This is a genomic window from Martinezella lusitana (genome assembly GCF_900094565.1).
GTDB classification, from domain to species: domain Bacteria; phylum Pseudomonadota; class Alphaproteobacteria; order Rhizobiales; family Rhizobiaceae; genus Rhizobium; species Rhizobium lusitanum.
This window is the reverse complement of record NZ_FMAF01000031.1, coordinates 19,283-36,026: the sequence shown is the minus strand read 5'-3', so window position 1 is coordinate 36,026 and position 16,744 is coordinate 19,283. Positions and strand designations below refer to the sequence as shown.

The 16,744-nt window shown below is 60.2% G+C and carries 20 protein-coding genes and 2 pseudogenes; 7 read left to right on the top strand and 15 right to left on the bottom strand.

Annotation, left to right across the window (positions count from 1 at the left end; genetic code table 11):
- The 12 genes and pseudogenes from trbH to GA0061101_RS32740 form a co-directional block, all read right to left on the bottom strand.
- The gene (gene trbH, locus GA0061101_RS32795) at window positions 1-480 is read right to left on the bottom strand and encodes a conjugal transfer protein TrbH (protein WP_037198365.1); all 480 of its coding nucleotides are present in this window, start codon (window positions 478-480) and stop codon (window positions 1-3) included.
- Window positions 480-1,334: a P-type conjugative transfer protein TrbG gene (gene trbG, locus GA0061101_RS32790; RefSeq protein WP_037198460.1), complete on the bottom strand. Its 855-nt coding sequence runs from the start codon at window positions 1,332-1,334 to the stop codon at window positions 480-482. The genes trbH and trbG overlap by 1 nt, the downstream gene beginning before the upstream one ends.
- A 17-nt stretch (window positions 1,335-1,351) precedes the next feature.
- Window positions 1,352-2,014 carry a conjugal transfer protein TrbF gene (locus GA0061101_RS32785; protein ID WP_092576670.1) on the bottom strand — a complete coding sequence of 221 codons (663 nt, stop codon included), beginning with the start codon at window positions 2,012-2,014 and terminating at the stop codon, window positions 1,352-1,354.
- A gap of 15 nt (window positions 2,015-2,029) precedes the next feature.
- Window positions 2,030-3,220: a P-type conjugative transfer protein TrbL gene (gene trbL, locus GA0061101_RS32780; protein ID WP_092576667.1), complete on the bottom strand. Its 1,191-nt coding sequence runs from the start codon at window positions 3,218-3,220 to the stop codon at window positions 2,030-2,032.
- Window positions 3,214-3,441, bottom strand: a complete 228-nt coding sequence (trbK, locus tag GA0061101_RS32775) for an entry exclusion protein TrbK (RefSeq protein ID WP_037198361.1) — start codon at window positions 3,439-3,441, stop codon at window positions 3,214-3,216. The genes trbL and trbK overlap by 7 nt, the downstream gene beginning before the upstream one ends.
- Window positions 3,438-4,247, bottom strand: a complete 810-nt coding sequence (trbJ, locus tag GA0061101_RS32770; protein ID WP_037198359.1) for a P-type conjugative transfer protein TrbJ — start codon at window positions 4,245-4,247, stop codon at window positions 3,438-3,440. The genes trbK and trbJ overlap by 4 nt, the downstream gene beginning before the upstream one ends.
- Window positions 4,219-6,684 carry a conjugal transfer protein TrbE gene (locus GA0061101_RS32765; RefSeq protein ID WP_092576664.1) on the bottom strand — a complete coding sequence of 822 codons (2,466 nt, stop codon included), beginning with the start codon at window positions 6,682-6,684 and terminating at the stop codon, window positions 4,219-4,221. The genes trbJ and GA0061101_RS32765 overlap by 29 nt, the downstream gene beginning before the upstream one ends.
- A gap of 11 nt (window positions 6,685-6,695) precedes the next feature.
- Window positions 6,696-6,995: a conjugal transfer protein TrbD gene (locus GA0061101_RS32760; protein WP_092576661.1), complete on the bottom strand. Its 300-nt coding sequence runs from the start codon at window positions 6,993-6,995 to the stop codon at window positions 6,696-6,698.
- Window positions 6,988-7,392: a conjugal transfer pilin TrbC gene (gene trbC, locus GA0061101_RS32755; protein WP_037198356.1), complete on the bottom strand. Its 405-nt coding sequence runs from the start codon at window positions 7,390-7,392 to the stop codon at window positions 6,988-6,990. Before trbC ends, GA0061101_RS32760 begins: the two co-directional genes overlap by 8 nt.
- Window positions 7,382-8,353, bottom strand: coding sequence for a P-type conjugative transfer ATPase TrbB (gene trbB, locus GA0061101_RS32750; RefSeq protein ID WP_037198355.1), 972 nt, complete (start codon window positions 8,351-8,353; stop codon window positions 7,382-7,384). The genes trbC and trbB overlap by 11 nt, the downstream gene beginning before the upstream one ends.
- The gene (gene traI, locus GA0061101_RS32745) at window positions 8,350-8,985 is read right to left on the bottom strand and encodes an acyl-homoserine-lactone synthase (protein ID WP_037198354.1); all 636 of its coding nucleotides are present in this window, start codon (window positions 8,983-8,985) and stop codon (window positions 8,350-8,352) included. Before traI ends, trbB begins: the two co-directional genes overlap by 4 nt.
- Before the next feature lie 394 nt (window positions 8,986-9,379).
- A pseudogene (locus GA0061101_RS32740) lies at window positions 9,380-10,111 on the bottom strand (IS1595 family transposase); the annotation flags it as partial.
- 2 nt (window positions 10,112-10,113) lie between these two features.
- Here GA0061101_RS32740 and GA0061101_RS32735 point away from each other — a divergent pair.
- The 3 genes and pseudogenes from GA0061101_RS32735 to GA0061101_RS32725 all read left to right on the top strand — a co-directional run.
- A pseudogene (locus tag GA0061101_RS32735) lies at window positions 10,114-10,569 on the top strand (type II toxin-antitoxin system HipA family toxin); the annotation flags it as partial.
- Between the two features lie 257 nt (window positions 10,570-10,826).
- The gene (locus GA0061101_RS32730) at window positions 10,827-11,240 is read left to right on the top strand and encodes a hypothetical protein (protein WP_037198351.1); all 414 of its coding nucleotides are present in this window, start codon (window positions 10,827-10,829) and stop codon (window positions 11,238-11,240) included.
- Between the two features lie 140 nt (window positions 11,241-11,380).
- Entirely contained in the window at window positions 11,381-11,914 is a 534-nt protein-coding gene (locus GA0061101_RS32725; RefSeq protein WP_141694146.1) for a hypothetical protein, read from the top strand.
- A gap of 60 nt (window positions 11,915-11,974) precedes the next feature.
- Here the strand turns inward: GA0061101_RS32725 and GA0061101_RS32720 are convergent, their stop codons facing one another.
- On the bottom strand, window positions 11,975-12,319 hold the full coding sequence (locus GA0061101_RS32720) for a DUF736 domain-containing protein (RefSeq protein WP_425350040.1): 345 nt from the start codon (window positions 12,317-12,319) through the stop codon (window positions 11,975-11,977).
- A 497-nt stretch (window positions 12,320-12,816) separates the two neighbouring features.
- Window positions 12,817-13,056, bottom strand: coding sequence for a hypothetical protein (locus tag GA0061101_RS32715; RefSeq protein ID WP_037198349.1), 240 nt, complete (start codon window positions 13,054-13,056; stop codon window positions 12,817-12,819).
- A gap of 335 nt (window positions 13,057-13,391) precedes the next feature.
- On the opposite strand from GA0061101_RS32715, the gene GA0061101_RS32710 reads away from it, so the two are divergent.
- Entirely contained in the window at window positions 13,392-13,625 is a 234-nt protein-coding gene (locus GA0061101_RS32710; RefSeq protein WP_092576658.1) for a hypothetical protein, read from the top strand.
- Window positions 13,626-13,708: 83 nt separating this feature from the next.
- Here GA0061101_RS32710 and GA0061101_RS32705 read toward each other — a convergent pair whose 3' ends face one another.
- Window positions 13,709-14,536: an AraC family transcriptional regulator gene (locus GA0061101_RS32705; RefSeq protein WP_037198346.1), complete on the bottom strand. Its 828-nt coding sequence runs from the start codon at window positions 14,534-14,536 to the stop codon at window positions 13,709-13,711.
- Between the two features lie 73 nt (window positions 14,537-14,609).
- On the opposite strand from GA0061101_RS32705, the gene GA0061101_RS32700 reads away from it, so the two are divergent.
- From GA0061101_RS32700 to GA0061101_RS32690, 3 genes are all read left to right on the top strand, one after another.
- Window positions 14,610-15,545: an NmrA family NAD(P)-binding protein gene (locus GA0061101_RS32700; RefSeq protein WP_037198345.1), complete on the top strand. Its 936-nt coding sequence runs from the start codon at window positions 14,610-14,612 to the stop codon at window positions 15,543-15,545.
- A 323-nt stretch (window positions 15,546-15,868) separates the two neighbouring features.
- A complete protein-coding gene (locus tag GA0061101_RS32695) occupies window positions 15,869-16,303 on the top strand; it encodes a nuclear transport factor 2 family protein (protein WP_037198344.1) in 435 nt (144 codons plus the stop codon).
- Between the two features lie 72 nt (window positions 16,304-16,375).
- Window positions 16,376-16,723 carry an SDR family oxidoreductase gene (locus GA0061101_RS32690; protein ID WP_092576656.1) on the top strand — a complete coding sequence of 116 codons (348 nt, stop codon included), beginning with the start codon at window positions 16,376-16,378 and terminating at the stop codon, window positions 16,721-16,723.
- The last annotated feature ends 21 nt before the right edge of the window (window positions 16,724-16,744 follow it).

Sequence of the window (16,744 nt, the reverse complement as noted above, 5' to 3'; positions counted from 1 at the left end):
TCATCCGCGCCGCATGAGCGACAGCGCGCTGGCGGGCGTGGCGCCCGATGTCGTCACTGTGTACGCCCGACCCAGTTCGACCGTGCTGGTCGAGAGCCGTGCGAGCACCTGGCCGTCATAGGGCATGATCATATAGGCGAGCGAAATGATGGGCGCGCCGCTATCCGTCTTCTGATCGGTTACAACCGCATAACCCCATCCCTTCAATGCCGCTTCAAGCGCCTGTCCGAACGCAGAACCATCTTGTTTGAGCGCAACGGTCGCCTTTCCCTGTCCGATCTGTTCGGCAAGCCGGCTGACCATATCGCCGGCGATCGCGCCCGCGGCTGGTCCGGAAACCTCAGGCGGTGCTGCGCTGTTGACGAGAGCGCCACCATCCATTGACTGACATCCGGAAAGGAGGATGGCTACGACGCACGCCGCGGCAGGGCAGCGGAAGCGGCGGAGGCGGTTCGGGCTGTAGCGAAAGAGGTTCAGCATCACCGCCCTCCCCTCGTGATCGTCACCTTCTGCTGTTTCCAGCCGACGCCCGAGACAAGGACAGCACGATCAATATTGTAATCGACCACCATCATGTTGCTCTTCATGCGATAGTTGACGATGCGGTTCTGGCCGCCGGAGACAACGAAGAGAACAGGTGCATCCTGACCGGAAATCGATCGCGGAAACTGGATGTAGGTTTTCTGCCCATCCGAGTAGACCCGCGTCGGCCGCCAGCCGGCACTGCCCGAGACGGAATAGGCAAAGCTCAATTGCTCGGCGGGAACCCCAGCGCCGGGTATCGTGCTGGCTTCCAGCCGCGCGTTGACGTCGGCAAGCTTTGCCGAGACGTCCTCCGGATATTCGAAACCGACGCGCGCCATGTACTGCGTGGGATTCGATTTCAGCTGGATGTGATAGGTCCGCCGCGACGTCGTCACGACCATCGACGTGATCAAACCTGGTTCCGACGGCTTGACGATCAGGTGGATCGCCTGCCCACCGGCCGCACCCGAGGTAGCCGGCTCCACCTTCCAGCGTACCGTGTCGCCGACAAGCACATCGCGAACGACCTCGCCACCCTGAAGCTCGATGTCGCAGACCTGCAACGGCGAGCAGACGACGGACGGCTGCACTTCGCCATAGAGGAAGACCACCTTTCCATCCGCGCCTTTCGTGACAAGGCCGCGGCTTCCGCGCCACTGTGTCGAGATGCCCATCCCCTTCGCCTCGTTCGCCGTGACGCCATCGGCGGCACGTGCGTGGGAGGTAGGGAGTGCTATCATCGGGAAAATCATCGGCACGGCTGCGCTCGCAGCCAGGGTGGCCCATATTCTGGAATGTCTTATGTTCATGTTGGGAGCCATGCCTTTCAAAGCTGCGCGGTCCAGTCGAAGTCCCGGAGATAGAGACCGATGGGATTGAAGCGGATGACGCCCTCGTCCTGAGGCGGCGTCAGTGTCACGGTGGCAATGCCGCGGAAGCGGCGCGTGGCGGTCTCCTTGCCGCGGCGATCCCGCTCGAACTCTGTCCAGTCGATCTGGTAGCTCTGGTTCGATAGAGCGACGATGTTGTTGACCTCGATCGCCACCGTTGCGGTCTTCGCCTTCTCGAAGGGCGAGTTCGAACGAAACCAGGCATTGACCTTCTCGGTCGCGGGATCGGAGGTGCGGAGCAGCCCATAGGTCCGGTCGATATACTGCTTCTGCACGACCGCATCCGGCGTGACGGATCGGAAGTTCGACACGAAGCTGCCGAGTGTCGCGCGCACCACCCGTGGATCGGCATATTCGATCTGCTGTGGAAGGCCCGCATTAACCGCGGTGCCGAGCTTGTCGACTTCGACGATATAAGGGATCAGCTTGACTTGAGTGCTCTGGTAGAGCGCGTAACCAAAACCGACGACCGCCATGGTCATTCCGGCAATGCCGACGACGCGCCACGCGGCTGCCGCTTTGACATACGTGCCATAACGCTCGTTCCATTCGTTGCGCGCGGCGATGTAGGGATTATCTGGAACATTCTGTCCGGCCATTCTGTCAGCCTTCTGTCACTTGACGTCGTTGATCGGCGGTGGCGGAGGCGGTGTGCCCGGCCGGCCAGATGGCTGATCGAGCTTGGCGTTGGCAAGGCCGAGCATCGACCCGGCATAGGCGCCGGGCGAGCCAATCGCCTTTTCCTTTGCTGCCGAGCCGACTGCGCCGGCCGCTCCGCCAATCCCGGCCTGCATGCCGCGCAGCGCCGCACTGGCCAGAGACGCGCCCCCTGCCCTTGCGGCACTCGCGGCCCCGAAGCCTCTGTTGGCCGCACCGATCGTCAGGAACCCGGCGCCGAGTGCCGCTGACGCCGCCTGCCCGCCATGACGAATGGCTTCCATGCCGCCGCCGACCGATGCGCCCTGGACCACGCCCTGCAGGATGGGCGGCACATACATTGCGATGACGAAGACAACGACCGAGATGCCGGCGATCGCCAGCGTCGTGATGAACTGCTCGGAGGTCGCGGTTGGCGCCTCCGCCAGACCGAGCAGGATGTCCGAGCCGATCTTGGCGATCATCACCAGCGCCATCAGCTTCATGCCGACGGAGAAGGCATAGACCAGATATTTGATTGCAAAGTCCTTGGTATAAGAAGAACCGCCCAGCCCGAGCATGATCATGCCAGCGAGCAGGCCGACATACATCTCGACCATGACCGCCACGAAGATCGCTGCTACCAGCGAGAACGACACGACGACCACGACCATGGCGAAAACGGCAGCGATCGCCAGGGAGTTATCCTCGAAGAGCCCGAACTTCGCCTGTTCCGACATCTTGGTCGCGACCCGGATGCCGGCATCAAAGATGTTGGCGGGAGATGCCGAGCCGCCACCGGCACCGATCTGGTAGAGACTGTCGACCACGGCCTTGGCGAACTCCGGCCCCCTGTCGAGGATGAAGGCGAACAGGCCGATGAACATGATGCGTTTGACGAGTTCAGCGAACCAACTGTCGAGCGAAGCGGCGTTGATCGCCAGCCATACGGTAGCGATGCCGACCTCGATGCCGGCGAGTATCCAGAACAACGAGCGGGCGGCATTCATCACCGTCGTCTCCCAGCCCTTGGCGGCGGTCACGACGGAATTTTCGAGTGTGGTGAGAACCTGACCCTGTTGTGCCAGAGCCGGCGTGGTCACCAGCAGGACGAGCGCGATTGGTACGAACATCCGTTCGAGCGTGCGGGAAGAGGGAACGGCTACCATCGCGGTTTCATCTCCTGCCCTTCGCGAATGTCTCGGCTCGCGTCTCCACCGAAGAGCTCTTCACGATGTCGGCGCCGGTCTTCATCGGAGGGAGAGCCTGTCGCGATCGCGTCAGATCCGGAAACGGGCTCCGGCCGAAACACGATCCAGGTGATGACACTCGCACCCCCCGCGCAAACGATCGCTACAAGGGCGATAATGACGATCAGACGCGTGCTCACCAGCGGGGCTCCATGGTCTGGCCGCCTCTGATATCGCGCTCCGTTCCGCTGAAGAATTGTTCGCGCCGCGCTTGTGCCAGATCTTTCTGTGCCTGTTCTGACTGGAACCACGTGCCCATCATCGTCATCTGCTGGGAGACGAGACCCCGCAGCTTCTGCATCTGGGCGACCTGCTGTGCGGCAATTTCGTGCCCGACCTGAAGGGCCTTCATCTGGCCATCGGCCGATTCCGACATCGATCTGAGCTGCGACATCGTGCTCTCCTCACTGGAAAATTGCTCGGCCGTCAGATTTGCGGCCTTGAGCGTGCCGGCGATGGTGTCGCGATTGGTGTCGGACCAGCTCTGATAGGTCGTCGAGAAGCTCGCGCCGTCCGGCAGGTTGCTCTTCATGTCGGCAAAGCTCTGGAAGCGCTGCTTGAGGACATCGTCGACATTGCCCATGGAGAAGGCGACGCCCTGTCCCTGGTTGACGACGTTCTGGAGGTTTTTCAGATCGCTTTCGACCTGGCCCCAGATGTGGTTTGGAAGCTGCGCGGTGTTCTGCAGCATGTTCTTGTAGATGTTGAGCTGGTTCTGGATCTGCTCGGCCAACTGCGAGATCTGGGTGATCTGGTTGTTCACCTGCTCAGCGGACTTGCCGACGAGCGAGATCAGTTCGGTATTGTTGGCGAGCTGTGTCCATTCGGTTGCCTGTCCCGTCACGCCGCCGGCCTCAGCTGGAAGCGGGAAAGGGGCCGAGAGCGTGAGGGCCACGCCGAGCGCGGCGTGCCATATCCTATTCATTTGGGAAGAGCGTATTGGCATGGGCGATCCCCCGTTGCTGGAGCCAATGGAGAGGCCAGGAGGCCCCATGTTCAAGATGCAGGGCGCGGATGCGCTTGAGGTCTTCCTTTCCGGACGCTCCCACAATGGAGAGCGCGACGGGGCCGAGCGCCATGTCGAACAGACGGCGCCCCTCGGGCGAGACGACGTAATAGTCGCGCTTCGGGATCGCGGTCGCGACGATCTCAATCTGCCGCTCGTTGAAGCCGATGCGCTCGTAGAACTCGCGCGTGCCCGGTTCGCGGGCGGCCCCGTTCGGGAGACAAATTTTGGTTGGGCAGGATTCCTTCAGCACATCGATGATGCCGGAGCGTTCCGCGTCCGAGATCGACTGGGTGGCGAGCACCACGGCGCAATTGGCCTTGCGCAGGACCTTCAGCCATTCTCGGATCTTGTCCCGGAACACCGGATGGCCGAGCATGAGCCAGGCCTCATCGAGGATGATCAGGCTGGGTGCACCGGTCAGGCGTTTTTCGATGCGTCGGAAGAGATAGGTCAGCACAGGCACGAGATTGCGCTCGCCCATGTTCATCAATTCCTCGATCTCGAAGCACTGGAAGGCGCCGAGCGCCAGACCGTCCTCCTCGGCATCAAGAAGCTGCCCCATCGGACCATCGACGGTGTAGTGATGCAGGGCGTCCTTGATCTCGCGCATCTGTACGCCGGAGACAAAGTCGGAGAGTGAGCGACCGCGCGACTCCTCCATCAGCCCGATCTGTCGGGAGATAGCGTTGCGGTAGTCCGGTGTGATCGTCACACCCTGCAGCGCCACCAGCATCTCGATCCACTCGGAGGCGAAAGCACGGTCGCCGTCGGTCGAGAGTTCCGCCAGCGGGCAGAAAGAGAGCGCCCTCGCCTTGCCATTGGGCGACGGACTGTCGCCGCCGATCTGGTAGTGGTCGCCGTCCAACCCGAGTGTCAGCGGCAGCATCGAGCCCCCTTTGTCGAAAGCGAAGATCTGCGCACCGGCGTAGCGTCGGAACTGCGCTGCGATCAATGAGAGCAGCGTTGATTTGCCGGAGCCGGTCGGGCCGAAGATCAGCGTGTGGCCGACATCGTCGACATGCAGGTTCAGCCGGAAGGGTGATGACCCACTGGCGACCTGCATCAACGGAGGCGATCCAGCTGGGTGGAATGGGCAAGGTGCGGTCGGGCTTCCCGACCAGACCGAATTGAGCGGGATGAGGTCGGCGAGATTGCGCGTGTTGATCAATGGTTCACGGATGTTGGCATAGGACACGCCCGGTAGGCTGCCGAGAAACGCATCGGTCGCGTTGATCGTCTCGATCCGTGCGCCAAAACCTTCTGCCTGGATCAGGCGGCGAACAGCCTCACACTTCTCCTGTAGGCTTGGCTGGTCTTCATCGAAGAGAACAATGACCGGGGTGTAATAGCCGTAGGCCGCGAGTTGCGATGAAGCCTCGGCGATCGCATCCTCGGTCTCTGCAACCATCAGCATGGCGTCCTGGTCGAGCGACCGCGACTGCGTCTGAAACAATTGGTCGAAGAAGGGTCTAACTTTCTGCTGCCACTTCTTGCGCGTGCGCTCGAGCTTGGCCCTCGCCTCCTCGGCGTCAAGGAAGATGAAGCGGGACGACCAGCGATACGTGAGCGGCATCAGGTCAAGACTGTTGAGTATTCCCGGCCAGCTCTCTGCCGGCAGGCCATCGATCGCCACCACGCCGAGAAACCGGTTCTCGACCAGTGGCGTCAGTCCGTGCTGCAGTTCGGCCGTCACCAGCCAGTCGAGATACATGGGGATATCAGGCAGGCGCACCGGATGGTTCTCACCAGTGATACAAAAACGGATGAACTGGAAGAGCTCATCGTATCGGGCGACACGGAACCCACCGCGATCTGAGGTTTCCCGCGTCATCATCCGACGGATCGAGACGACATTGGCAAGGTATTGCTCGACCTCACGGATCGAGGTCAGGAAGCTTTGCAACATCGTGTCGGCATAGGTCGCGGAACGGCTCGCCGCATCCGAATAGACATACCGCGTCAGGCCGGAGCGCCGCGGCTCCGGCGGCCGCCAGGTCAGGATCAAAGCATGGCGGCTCTCGAAATGCCCCCTTTCCTTCTGGAAGTGCATGCGTCGCTCGTCATCGATGGCGCGGGTGACTGGATCGGGGAAGTGCGATTCAGCCTCATCAGGGTAATCACCGGTCGGCACGCGCACGGCCTCGACCTGGATCATCCAGCCGGAACCAAGCCGCGACAGGATGGCATTGATTTGCCGCGACACCTCGTTACGCTCGGCGTCGGTCGAACTTTCGCTGTCGGGGCCGGCAAAATACCAGCCGGCCATGAGCGAGCCGTCCTTCAGGAGAATGACGCCGTTGTCGACCAGCCCGGCATAGGGAACGAGATCAGCAAAGGACGGTCCGGAATGGCGGAAAGATTTGAGGGCAACCATGCCATACCCCCTCAATACCTGCGCCACGGCGACGATGTCGCGCGGTAGCACGTCTTGTAGGAGATATGCCGGACATAGACTCGTCGCATCAGCGGATCGGCCTTGGCCATTGATCGAAGGGCCGCGACCGTGATCAGCCAGACCGCGACGCCGAACAGCGCTGCGTACCAGGTCAGGACCACGAAGATCAGGATGACGGCGGCAAGCGCCGTCAGCAAGACAAGCTCGCGATCGGCGCCCATCAACAGGTTGGGGCGCGACAGCGCCCGGTGTACCCGCGACCGGATGAGGTTGGAACCGGCTTCAGCCACGCCCCTCCTCCCCTGCGGTGGCCGGCGTCATCGTGGGCTCGGTCATGCTGCGCCCAGCCTGCGAATGAGCCTCGCCGATCGACGCGCCGGTTGCGCCGAACAGAGCGACGATCTGAGTAGCGCCGAGGAGAACGCCGCCGACCAGGGCGACATAGCAAAGGCGACGGGCAAAATCGTTGAGTTCCCCGCCGAAGATCAGCATGGCACCGGCGATCGCGACTGCCGCAAGCGCAATGAATCCCGCGACGGGTCCGGTGATCGACTGCTGGATCTGCTGCAGTGGTGATTCCCACGGAAGGCCGCCACCTCCTGAGGACGCCAATGCGGGCTCCGAAAGGTTAAAGGAGACGGCGGCGAACATAATGGCTGCGAGAATGAGATAGGTCTTACGCGACATGGCTGTCCTCATCGGTCTGGGCATAGTGTTCGGTCTGGTAGTGGTTGTTGCGGTATCCCTCGATGTGGATCACCTCGCGGACCCGCCTCCCCTTCCCCGTCCGCTCGATGGAGACGACGAGATCGACCGCCTCACCGATCACCTCCTGCATCGGCTGCTGGCTGGCCTCGGCGGTCAGTTGCTCGAGCCGACGCAGCGCCGACATCGCGGTGTTGGAATGGATCGTGGTGACCCCGCCAGGATGACCCGTGTTCCATGCCTTCAGCAATGTGAGAGCCGCGCCGTCGCGGACCTCACCGACGATGATGCGATCAGGCCTGAGACGCATCGTGCTCTTTAGGAGGCGAGCCATATCCACCGTATCGCTGGTATGCAGGCATACTGCGTTTTCGGCCGCGCACTGGATTTCGGCGGTATCTTCGAGGATCACCATGCGATCGTCGGGTGCAGCCGAAACGATCTCTGCGATGATTGCGTCAGCGAGCGTGGTCTTACCCGAGCCAGTGCCGCCGGAAATGACGATGTTCATGCGGGCGTCAATGGCACTGCGGATGGCCGATGCCTGTTCTTGTGTCATCACCTTCGAGGTCACGTAGTCGTCGAGCGGGACGAGTCGCGAGGCGCGGCGCCGGATCGTGAAGGCAGGTCCGGATACGACCGGCGGGAGCAGACCCTCGAACCGATGGCCACCGATGGGTAGCTCGCCCGAGATGATCGGACGCTCGTCATCTGCCTCCGACTGCAACGCATGGGCGACGCTGCCGATGACGACTTCCGCAGCCGCTGGTGTCATGACCCCGGCTTCGGCTACGCCGTGACCGAGACGTTCGATGAACAGTCGGCCGTCAGGATTGAGCATAATCTCGACGACTGTCGCGTCGTCGAGGGCGACGCAGAGCTGGTCGCCAAGGGCGTCCTGGAGTTTGCGGACAAGTCTAGTATGGGAACGAAGCTGAGTCACGCTGCGCTCCTGACCGAGTGATTATCAGTGCGCGAGAGAACAGACCGATAGTTCGCCGGGCGGACCTGTTCGAAGCTCTCCTGGTCCGCTGGAAGTGTGCCGGCAATGGCGACGGTATTGCCAATCGCCACGGGTTCACCCAACCGCGCCATCGGCCATCCCGCCCGGTTCAGGATGCGCTCAAAGCGCAGATCGGTGGCGGTAGCGATCTTGTCGTAGCCGTTCGCCATCGACCATTCGATGATTCCGGCGAACATGGTAAGTGTTGCAAGGTGGAGCTGCCCCCCTCCCCTACCCGCGGGCAAAGTCGTATCGACGCAGAAGCGGGAACTCTCGATCATCGCACTGGTCGCATTGAGCGAACCTTCCGCCAGGAGCTGCGGAAATGTCAGTTCGAGCATGGTCGGGCCGACTGCGGGAAGGAGGCGTGCACATCCGACCACATTGCCGCCGGAGATGGCGAGGATGTAGGTCGGATCGAGGTCGTCGTATTGATCCCGCTCGTCACCGTCCACGATGGTGACGTCCCATTCGAGCCGCCCGCCAAATATGTCGGCGCGCAGCCGATACATCTGCTTCAGAAGAATTTGATGCTCGACAAATCGGTCGGGCGAGATCGCAAGAACCTGCATCCTTATCTCCGGGTAAACTTCGTCTGGCGGGATCAAGATCACCACAAACCACGATTGGCCATCTGCAGATCTGCAGAGGCCGATTCTCGTGAGTCGGGGAGCCGTGGTGGAAATCGAGCCAACATGGGTGTGCAAAACCGGCCGGATTCTCTGCAGATCTGCAGTTTCCCCTGCATTTGCCTCTTGGGTTAATTCTGCCTAACTGTCAGTAACACTTCGCAGATTCGGCAGAGGTGCGCCGGTCGGGGTATTGTCGGTAACCCCTTGTTAACCTTATTTTCCTTGCCACGGTTTGGGAATCGGGCGATTGTCACGATAATTGGATCAAATCCTGAAAATTATCGTGACTAAAGGGGTCAGAACAAGAGCAGTCCGAAATCGTACGCGGTGTTTATCAACCAAAGACAGCCACGGCAGATTTGATGGTGATGCCTCCGCTATGACTACGGCGCATTTGGCGGCCGGTAGCAGCACGGAAAACTCGCATTAATTGCAGTGCAGGAGGTACTCGTGACCAAAGGATCTTCTTGCTTTCCTTGCCGCTTCGGCTTTTCCGGACCGCTTGGCCGGTAACAACGCGCTGGGACCATCTGAAGCCGATTTCATGGAAATACAGGTCGGCAAGTTCTGGGCTGATGTGGTGAAAGACGCCTGCAATGGTTCGCCGGACCCGTGCATTAAACCCCTCGGCTGAATTGACGTGGACGGCATCCCGGACATATTCGCGGCTGGAGTGGTTGACCGTCTCGTGTGCGGCAAAGCTTTCGCCTATGGCAACGAATGCCTTTGCCTCGTCACTCATCAAATGCGCTCGAAGTTCAATTTGTGTTGCAACCGCTCGAACGGCAGCACGCAACGAAAGGCCGGTGACGACAGCCGCACAGGCATCGCCGGCACTTGAACCGGAGATGATATCTGTCGGTCGTTGCACGATCGCCATGACCGGCGTCTTCTCCGTCTTTACCTGTCCCTTGCGGCCCGTTCCGGGTAGTGGATTATCGGGATGCTTTCTCGGTCTGCCACCAAGATAGAAATGGTCGACTTCCACCGTGCCGTCGAGCATGTGCTCGCGCGCCACCATGAGGCGCAACGCATGACCGATCCGCCAGGCCGTCGGTTGGCTAACCCGATGCAGCCTTCCAGCTTGCGCGTGACAATGACTGGCTTGACGAAAGGCGTGCTGCTGAACGTTTCCTCAAACGGAAACCAGCGGGCGCCATCACCGTTACCAACCAGGCCGCACTTGATCTGATCGTGGCCTGGCACGGGGCACCGATCGGCAATCTGGCGCATGATGGCTTGGAATGGCGATGGAAGGCGTCCGATCCGGATGGTCCGCCGCTTGTGGGCCAGATCACGCCCGGCAGATTACCGCCCTTCATTGAAGCGCTCGTCCCCGAAGGCTGGCTCAACAGGGTGCTGAACAGCCCCGACGAGCGAGCGGAACTGTGCATCGGTAAGCGGTATCTGTCGAACATCACAATTGTGGAGCGGGTAAGCGAATTGGCTGCCTTGCCGGCCGATATTCTGCTCACAAGGCTGAACAGCTTCGCGGCAAATCACCTGTTCACAGGCAACCCCGCAGCTGTGCCAACGAGGTGGGTCGCAACGACAGGCGGCAACTGGGACTCATGTTAGTCGGAGAGGAATGACGGTACAGCCGCTCTTCAGTCAGACATGCCTCATCGAGCCCGCGTTGGACCGGTCCCTCGTCGCGCAGTGAAAGGAATCGCACGTTGCGGCACCTCAAGCACCGATTGCACGCGAAAACACGGCTCCCCGCATTGACTTTAATTCGCAACGAATCAAAAGCTTGGCCCGCCTGACAGAGGAGAACACTGATGGCCGACGAAAACACAATTGAAACAACTGCGACCACCGAAGCGCCGGCCGCAGTCCCCGCCGAAAAGAAAACCCGCAAGCCGCGGACGCCGAAAGCTGTCGCTGAAGCCAGCACCGTCGATGCTACCGCTGCGCCTGTCGAAAAGCCGGGCAAGAAGACGCGTGCGAAGCGTGGCTCCAAGACGGCTCCGGTCAAGGCCGAGAAGGCAGCTGCCGCACCGAAAACGGCCGCCACTCGCAAGCCCCGCGTTGGTGCTGCTGCTTCCGCTCTGGTCGCCACCCCTGTGGGCGGCATTGACGATATCGCCGACCTCATCAGGCTTGAGGAAGAGAATAAGCAGCTTCGTAAGGAGCTCTCCGAAAAGCTGCGCGCCGAGAATGCAGATCTGCGCAAGCGTCTTGGCAAGGCCTGATTTTCGTTTTGGCGGCGTCGCGCGTTCACACGTGATGGCGCCGCTGATCTTTCGTCTGATAGGGCCAGGATGAATGCGGTCCTGCTGACAATGAATGACCGCGGCAATGTCCCGCCGCCACGCTTTGAAGGTTACATGTGATGAGAACACCATGGAGATTTGTGGCTGACCTGGTGTCGCGTAGACCGAAACCACATAGTCAAGACGAAAGCCCCGCAGCCGCACCCAAGACCATTGCTCTCGAATACAAACCTGCCCCCGAAGAGAAACATCCGGGTCCCGAGACAACCGCCGTTGATCTCGTCCCAGCGACGCTAGTCGAAGAGACTTCACCCGCGCCGCACTCCGACCCAGAACCTGCGACCGCCGTCGGCGAAACAGCGCCTCCGATTGAAGAAGACGTTCCTGTTTCCACGCGAACCAAAACTGCTGAGGCGCTGGTGAAGCCAGTGCCGACACGCAGAAAGAAGGTTGCGCCGATTTTGGAGCCGGTGGTCTCCGTCGACCAAACCGGCGACGTCGTGCATGCTGTCGCTGCGGCCCCAAAATCATTCATCGACGAAATGGCCGACCTCGACGCAGAGGTCGACGCGTTGCGACGTCAGCTTGCAGAGAAGCTCATCGAGCAGAACGCGCAATTGCGCAAGATGCTCGCCAGGTTCGACGTGCGCTAATCGCAGACCGCCATTCCCGACGGGGAAAGGCTCCGCCCGAGGTGGAGCCCGTAATCTTCATCAATCCCGGTTCGGGCGGGACCAGATGAGCTGGAGGCCATCTTCGCCTTCGACTTCGGCGAGCGCTGCGTAGATCGGAGCCGGGAAGCTCGGATCGTCAAGCTCGACCGAGAGATAGTCGCGGCCTTGCTCGGAGGTCTTCTGCCAGGCGGCGCCCAGCTCGACGCTGCCGGCGTAGACGCGGAACTGTGGGCCCTTGTCTGAGGAGTTCTCCACCCGGGCGATGCAGGCCTTGACGTTGAGGGCGAGAGTGCGAATGGAGCCGGTGAAGCCGTTTCCGCCATCCGTTTCCGGTGCGACTACCGGCGGCTGCACGATTCCGACGGCCTTGATCGTGGCCAGCATCAGCGCATCGGCCTGCGGCGACGACTTCGACTGGCGCATCCGGTCGGGGTTTTCTTTGAGCGCGCGTGGGTCAACCTTCATGATCTGCATGGGATTTGTCCTTGTCTAGAGGGTTCGGACCGGCGCCTTGCCGGCCCTTCCTGTCTTCATCTTTCCGAAGACACCTCCCGGACCGCCGAGCGGCAGGACTGCCGCAACTGCAGCTGAGCATCCCTGCTGTGCAGGACGAGCGGGGCTAACAGCCCTGCGAAGGACAAGCAGCCGGGATGACGCAGGCGGCGGTTGAGCGACAGCGCCGGCAGGAGGACCGATCTGCGACGGGTTCATCCTTCCTGCTTTTTTTGATCATCACTTATCAGTTCGAGCCGGAACTCGAAGACGATAGAATGCTGGCGGAAAGCAATTTTTTGAGGATGCGACTAGGTTCGGCGCCCCAGTAGGGCCAGCGCGTCAGCCATCATGCGCTTCAAGATCAGTTTCCTGCTTTCCGGTGCGGCTCAGGCAGCTTCGGGGATAGCGACAGCAGTGGGCGATGGATTGATGGTTTCGGACGGCGAGACCGGGAGAGGCTCTTCGACCACTGCGGCAACAACGAAGTGCGTGATCGTTGTTTCATCCGATTTTACCGCGACGGTGACCTGTCCTCCGGAGCGGAGGCGGTCGACGCCCGTTTGAGCGGCCTCCTGCTCATCTTGAGCTTCGACAAGCGATGTCTGCGTCACCAGAAAAAATGGCATGTGTTCCCACGGAGTGTTTGACTACAGATCTCATCCGCAAAGCGGTTGCGGTCAAGATGCAGCACCTCGTTTGCGGTCGCCTCCGACACAAAAAAGGCGCTCGACCCGTGAGGGGAGCGCCTTCTTTTGTATCCCGGGACAATATCGAACGCCGCGGCGATTGCAGCGAGCAGGATATCGTCCGCACAGGAAGTGACCCCCAGATATTGTTGACGAAGAAGAATTTCAAGTCGTGATCTAGGGTCAGGGCTGATTGATTGAGCCAGAAGATGAAGCTTGCAGCGAAGGCAATTGCCGAGAGGAAGGTGTGAGCGCGTCGATCGTATCGGGTATGGATGGCACTGGATCGGGCCGGCTTGGGCATCGCGGATCTTGACGTGATCGAGTCCGGCGAGGACTTTGCCGCAAAGGCGTGCGCCGTCGCCCGCGAACTGACGCTCCATCCCGAACGAGTGAACCCGAACGGGAGCAGCATTCCGGAGGATACGCCGCGATCTGGGAGCGCTTATAAACGAGTCGCGCTTCTCGGCTTGCGCACGCTAGGCCAAGTCCGCGAAGACCACTGCTAAGCGCCCGTTGGCTGGCGTCCTCAGGCTTTAGGCAGAAAGTAAACTTAGGATTGTCGCCGCCGATACCTCGGATGGGCAACATCTCACGCGCGCTCAGCGCTCAAAAGCCGATCGGCAAAATAGCGCGATGGCGTGGTCCCAAGCGCCTTCCTGAACATGACGATGAAGGCCGTCGTTGATTCGTACCCTAAGTCGCCTGCCACCTGTTGGACTGTTGCACCGCCGGCAAGTTCCCGCAGCGCGATGACGAGATGTAGCTGGCGCCGCCAACGGCCGAAGCTCAATCCTGTCTGTTGGATCATAAGCCTCTTCAACGATCGCTCACTGACGGCGACATGCTCAGCCCATTGGCCGAGGGTACGGCGGTCGCTCGGGTCTGCCAAAAGAGCCGCAGCGATCAAGGCGATCTTTGGATGGTCAGATATAGGTAGTTCCAGGCCCTCACGCGGCATTAGCGCGAGCTCATCGAGCATGACCCGCACGAGACGATCGACATGAGCGTCGCGCGCATCGCCTTCTGATAATTCCGCTACCCGGAGTATCATCTCCCGAAGCATCGGCGATACCGAAAGCGTGCAGCATTCAGCCGGAAGCATGGCCGCGCCGGGCTCGACAAACAGGTATGTTAGACGAGCATTGGACGTCACCTGATTGCTGTGAGGAACGCCACCGGGCACCCAAAATCCGCAGTCGGGAGGAACGATCCAGACCCCACTTTCCGCTCTGCAGGTAACCGCGCCATGGAGCGCCACGATCAGTTGACCCTGCCGGTGCTGGTGCAGCAGCCCCTCGGCTTCATAGTCGGCGAAGTCCATCCTGATTGCCATCGCCGGCCCATGCGAGAGGCTCAGATCGCAAGCGGTACTGCAGGGAGGTCGCTTATTCGACGATTGGCCCGATTTCGAGATCATATGGCATTATCTCCAATTTTGCTCGCGACGCAATCCTTTAGGATCTTGGTCAAACAACTATAGGAGATTAGCCATGCGTATCGCCGTGGTTGGCGCGACCGGCAGGATCGGTGCCAAACTTACCGAGAACCTCTTGGCCAAAGGCCATTCAGTCAAAGCCCTTTCGAGAGGAGGGCCCGCCCTCGATGCACTTGTCGCGAAAGGAGCAGAACCGTTCCTTGGTAGCTTTGACACGGGTGCTGGTGAGCTTAGCACGTTCTTCGAAGACGTTGACGCTGCTTTCCTAATGGTCAAAACCCTTTGGGCTGCCGAGGACCTTCATGGGCACTACCCTACGGTAGCGCTTCGGTTTTTCGACGCACTTCGGGATTCCCCGGTGAATTTTGCCGTGAGCCTGACCGGAATGGGATCCGAGGTCAGCGGGAACACCGGCCATTTCCAGGGCTTCCATATCCTGGATCAGATCCTCAACCGACTACGCGACATCAATTTGGTGCACTTGCAGGGTGGCTGGTTCATGGAGGACCTGTCCAGGTGGGTCGACTCGATCGCGCAGCACAATGGGATCGGCTGGTCGCTTGACCCCAACGTCAAAGCTCCTTGGGTTGCCATCCAGGACATCGCGGATTTCGCGGCGAAGGAGTTCGACACGCCGACTGACCGGCACCGATCCGTAAAGCAACTGGGCATCGATTACACCATGCCCGAGATCGCCGCGACTATCGGCCGGGCACTCGGTAGAGAGGTGGACTATCGCTTCGTCGATACGAGCGATCGTGAGGTCGAGACGGTATTCCGGGAGCGGTTCGGAACTCTCGAACGGTGGGTCTATGATAAGAACACCTCGGCTGCTCTTAACGACAGGCGTGTAAAGTTCCACGATGATCGTCCGGTGCTGCCCACGACAATGGAAGAATTCGTCAACGACACCCTCAGACCGCTGATCGAGAAAGCGCGGACGGATGGCGTCAAACCAGAAACCTTCCTAACGTGGAGCTCACAAGGATAATTGCTGAGTTAGATCGGTGGCCTGATAGATCTCGCTGCCCATCAGGAATGCCAGGTTAGGCAGCATGAGCACAGATCCCGAGATCCGGAGGGCCATTGCTCAGCGTGCGATCGATCGGCGGCAGCGCGGGTCTGCCGATCGACACGGATCACCGAAAATCCCTGTTGAGGTCGAGAGTATTCAACGCTTCTTGAGTTCCTTCCAGTTCTCTCCCCGCAAAATCTCCATTCCCTCTACGCCAAGACCTGTTGCCAGAAATGCACGATCTTTTTGGCGGCGATCACATCAGCGACGCCCTGTGAGTAGCAAAAAATGGGGAACCAATGACTGAGACGATAGATACGGCCCGCGTCGCCGACATACTGGAAATCAATACTCTGAATGCGAAGTACAACTACGCTGTCGACGATGCCGACGGAAAGGCCTGGGCAGCGTGCTTCACGAAGAGCGGCGTATCCAACGCCCTGATCGAGGGGCAGCGCCCTCGCGGTCCAGAGGAGCTTGCGGCGTTCGTCAAGCTCTGCAACGAGCCTTTCGGCAACATGCATCACCTCACGACCAACGAGATCATCACATTCGAAGGCGATACCGCACGACAAAAGGCCTACCTGCAGTTCTTCGTGGTCAAGGACGGCAAGACCGAGGGCAGCATCTGCGTCTATCACGACTGGTTGGAGCGCGAAGACGGCGCCTGGAAGTACAGCCGTCGAGACGTCGAGTACAAGGTCAAGTTCACTGAATTCGTCCAGCCGTCCTAACGTTATGGAAGCCGACGTGTGACCTGTCCCGGAAATCGGGATTCCAAAAATTTCAGCAGACTGGAGACGCATATGCAACTCAAAGATAAAGCCGTCCTTATCACCGGAGCGGCCGGAGAGATCGGAAAAGCTGCGACGAAAGCTTTCCATGATCAGGGTGCTAATCTCGTCCTCGTCGATCTGAACAAGGACGCTCTCGAAGCGATGTCTGCCGAGCTCGGTCTCGAGCCGGACCGAAGCGTCGTTATCGCCGCCGACGTTTCGAAAGAGACCGAGGTGCAGAACTTCGTCGCGTCGACCAAGGCACGGTTCGGAAAGATCGACTTGTTCTTCAACAATGCAGGCGCCGAGGGAAAGACAGGGCCATGTTATAAATTACCCCTACATAATAACTATATATCGAACCGAAAATCATTCTGACGTCGTTGGGTGGGTAACACG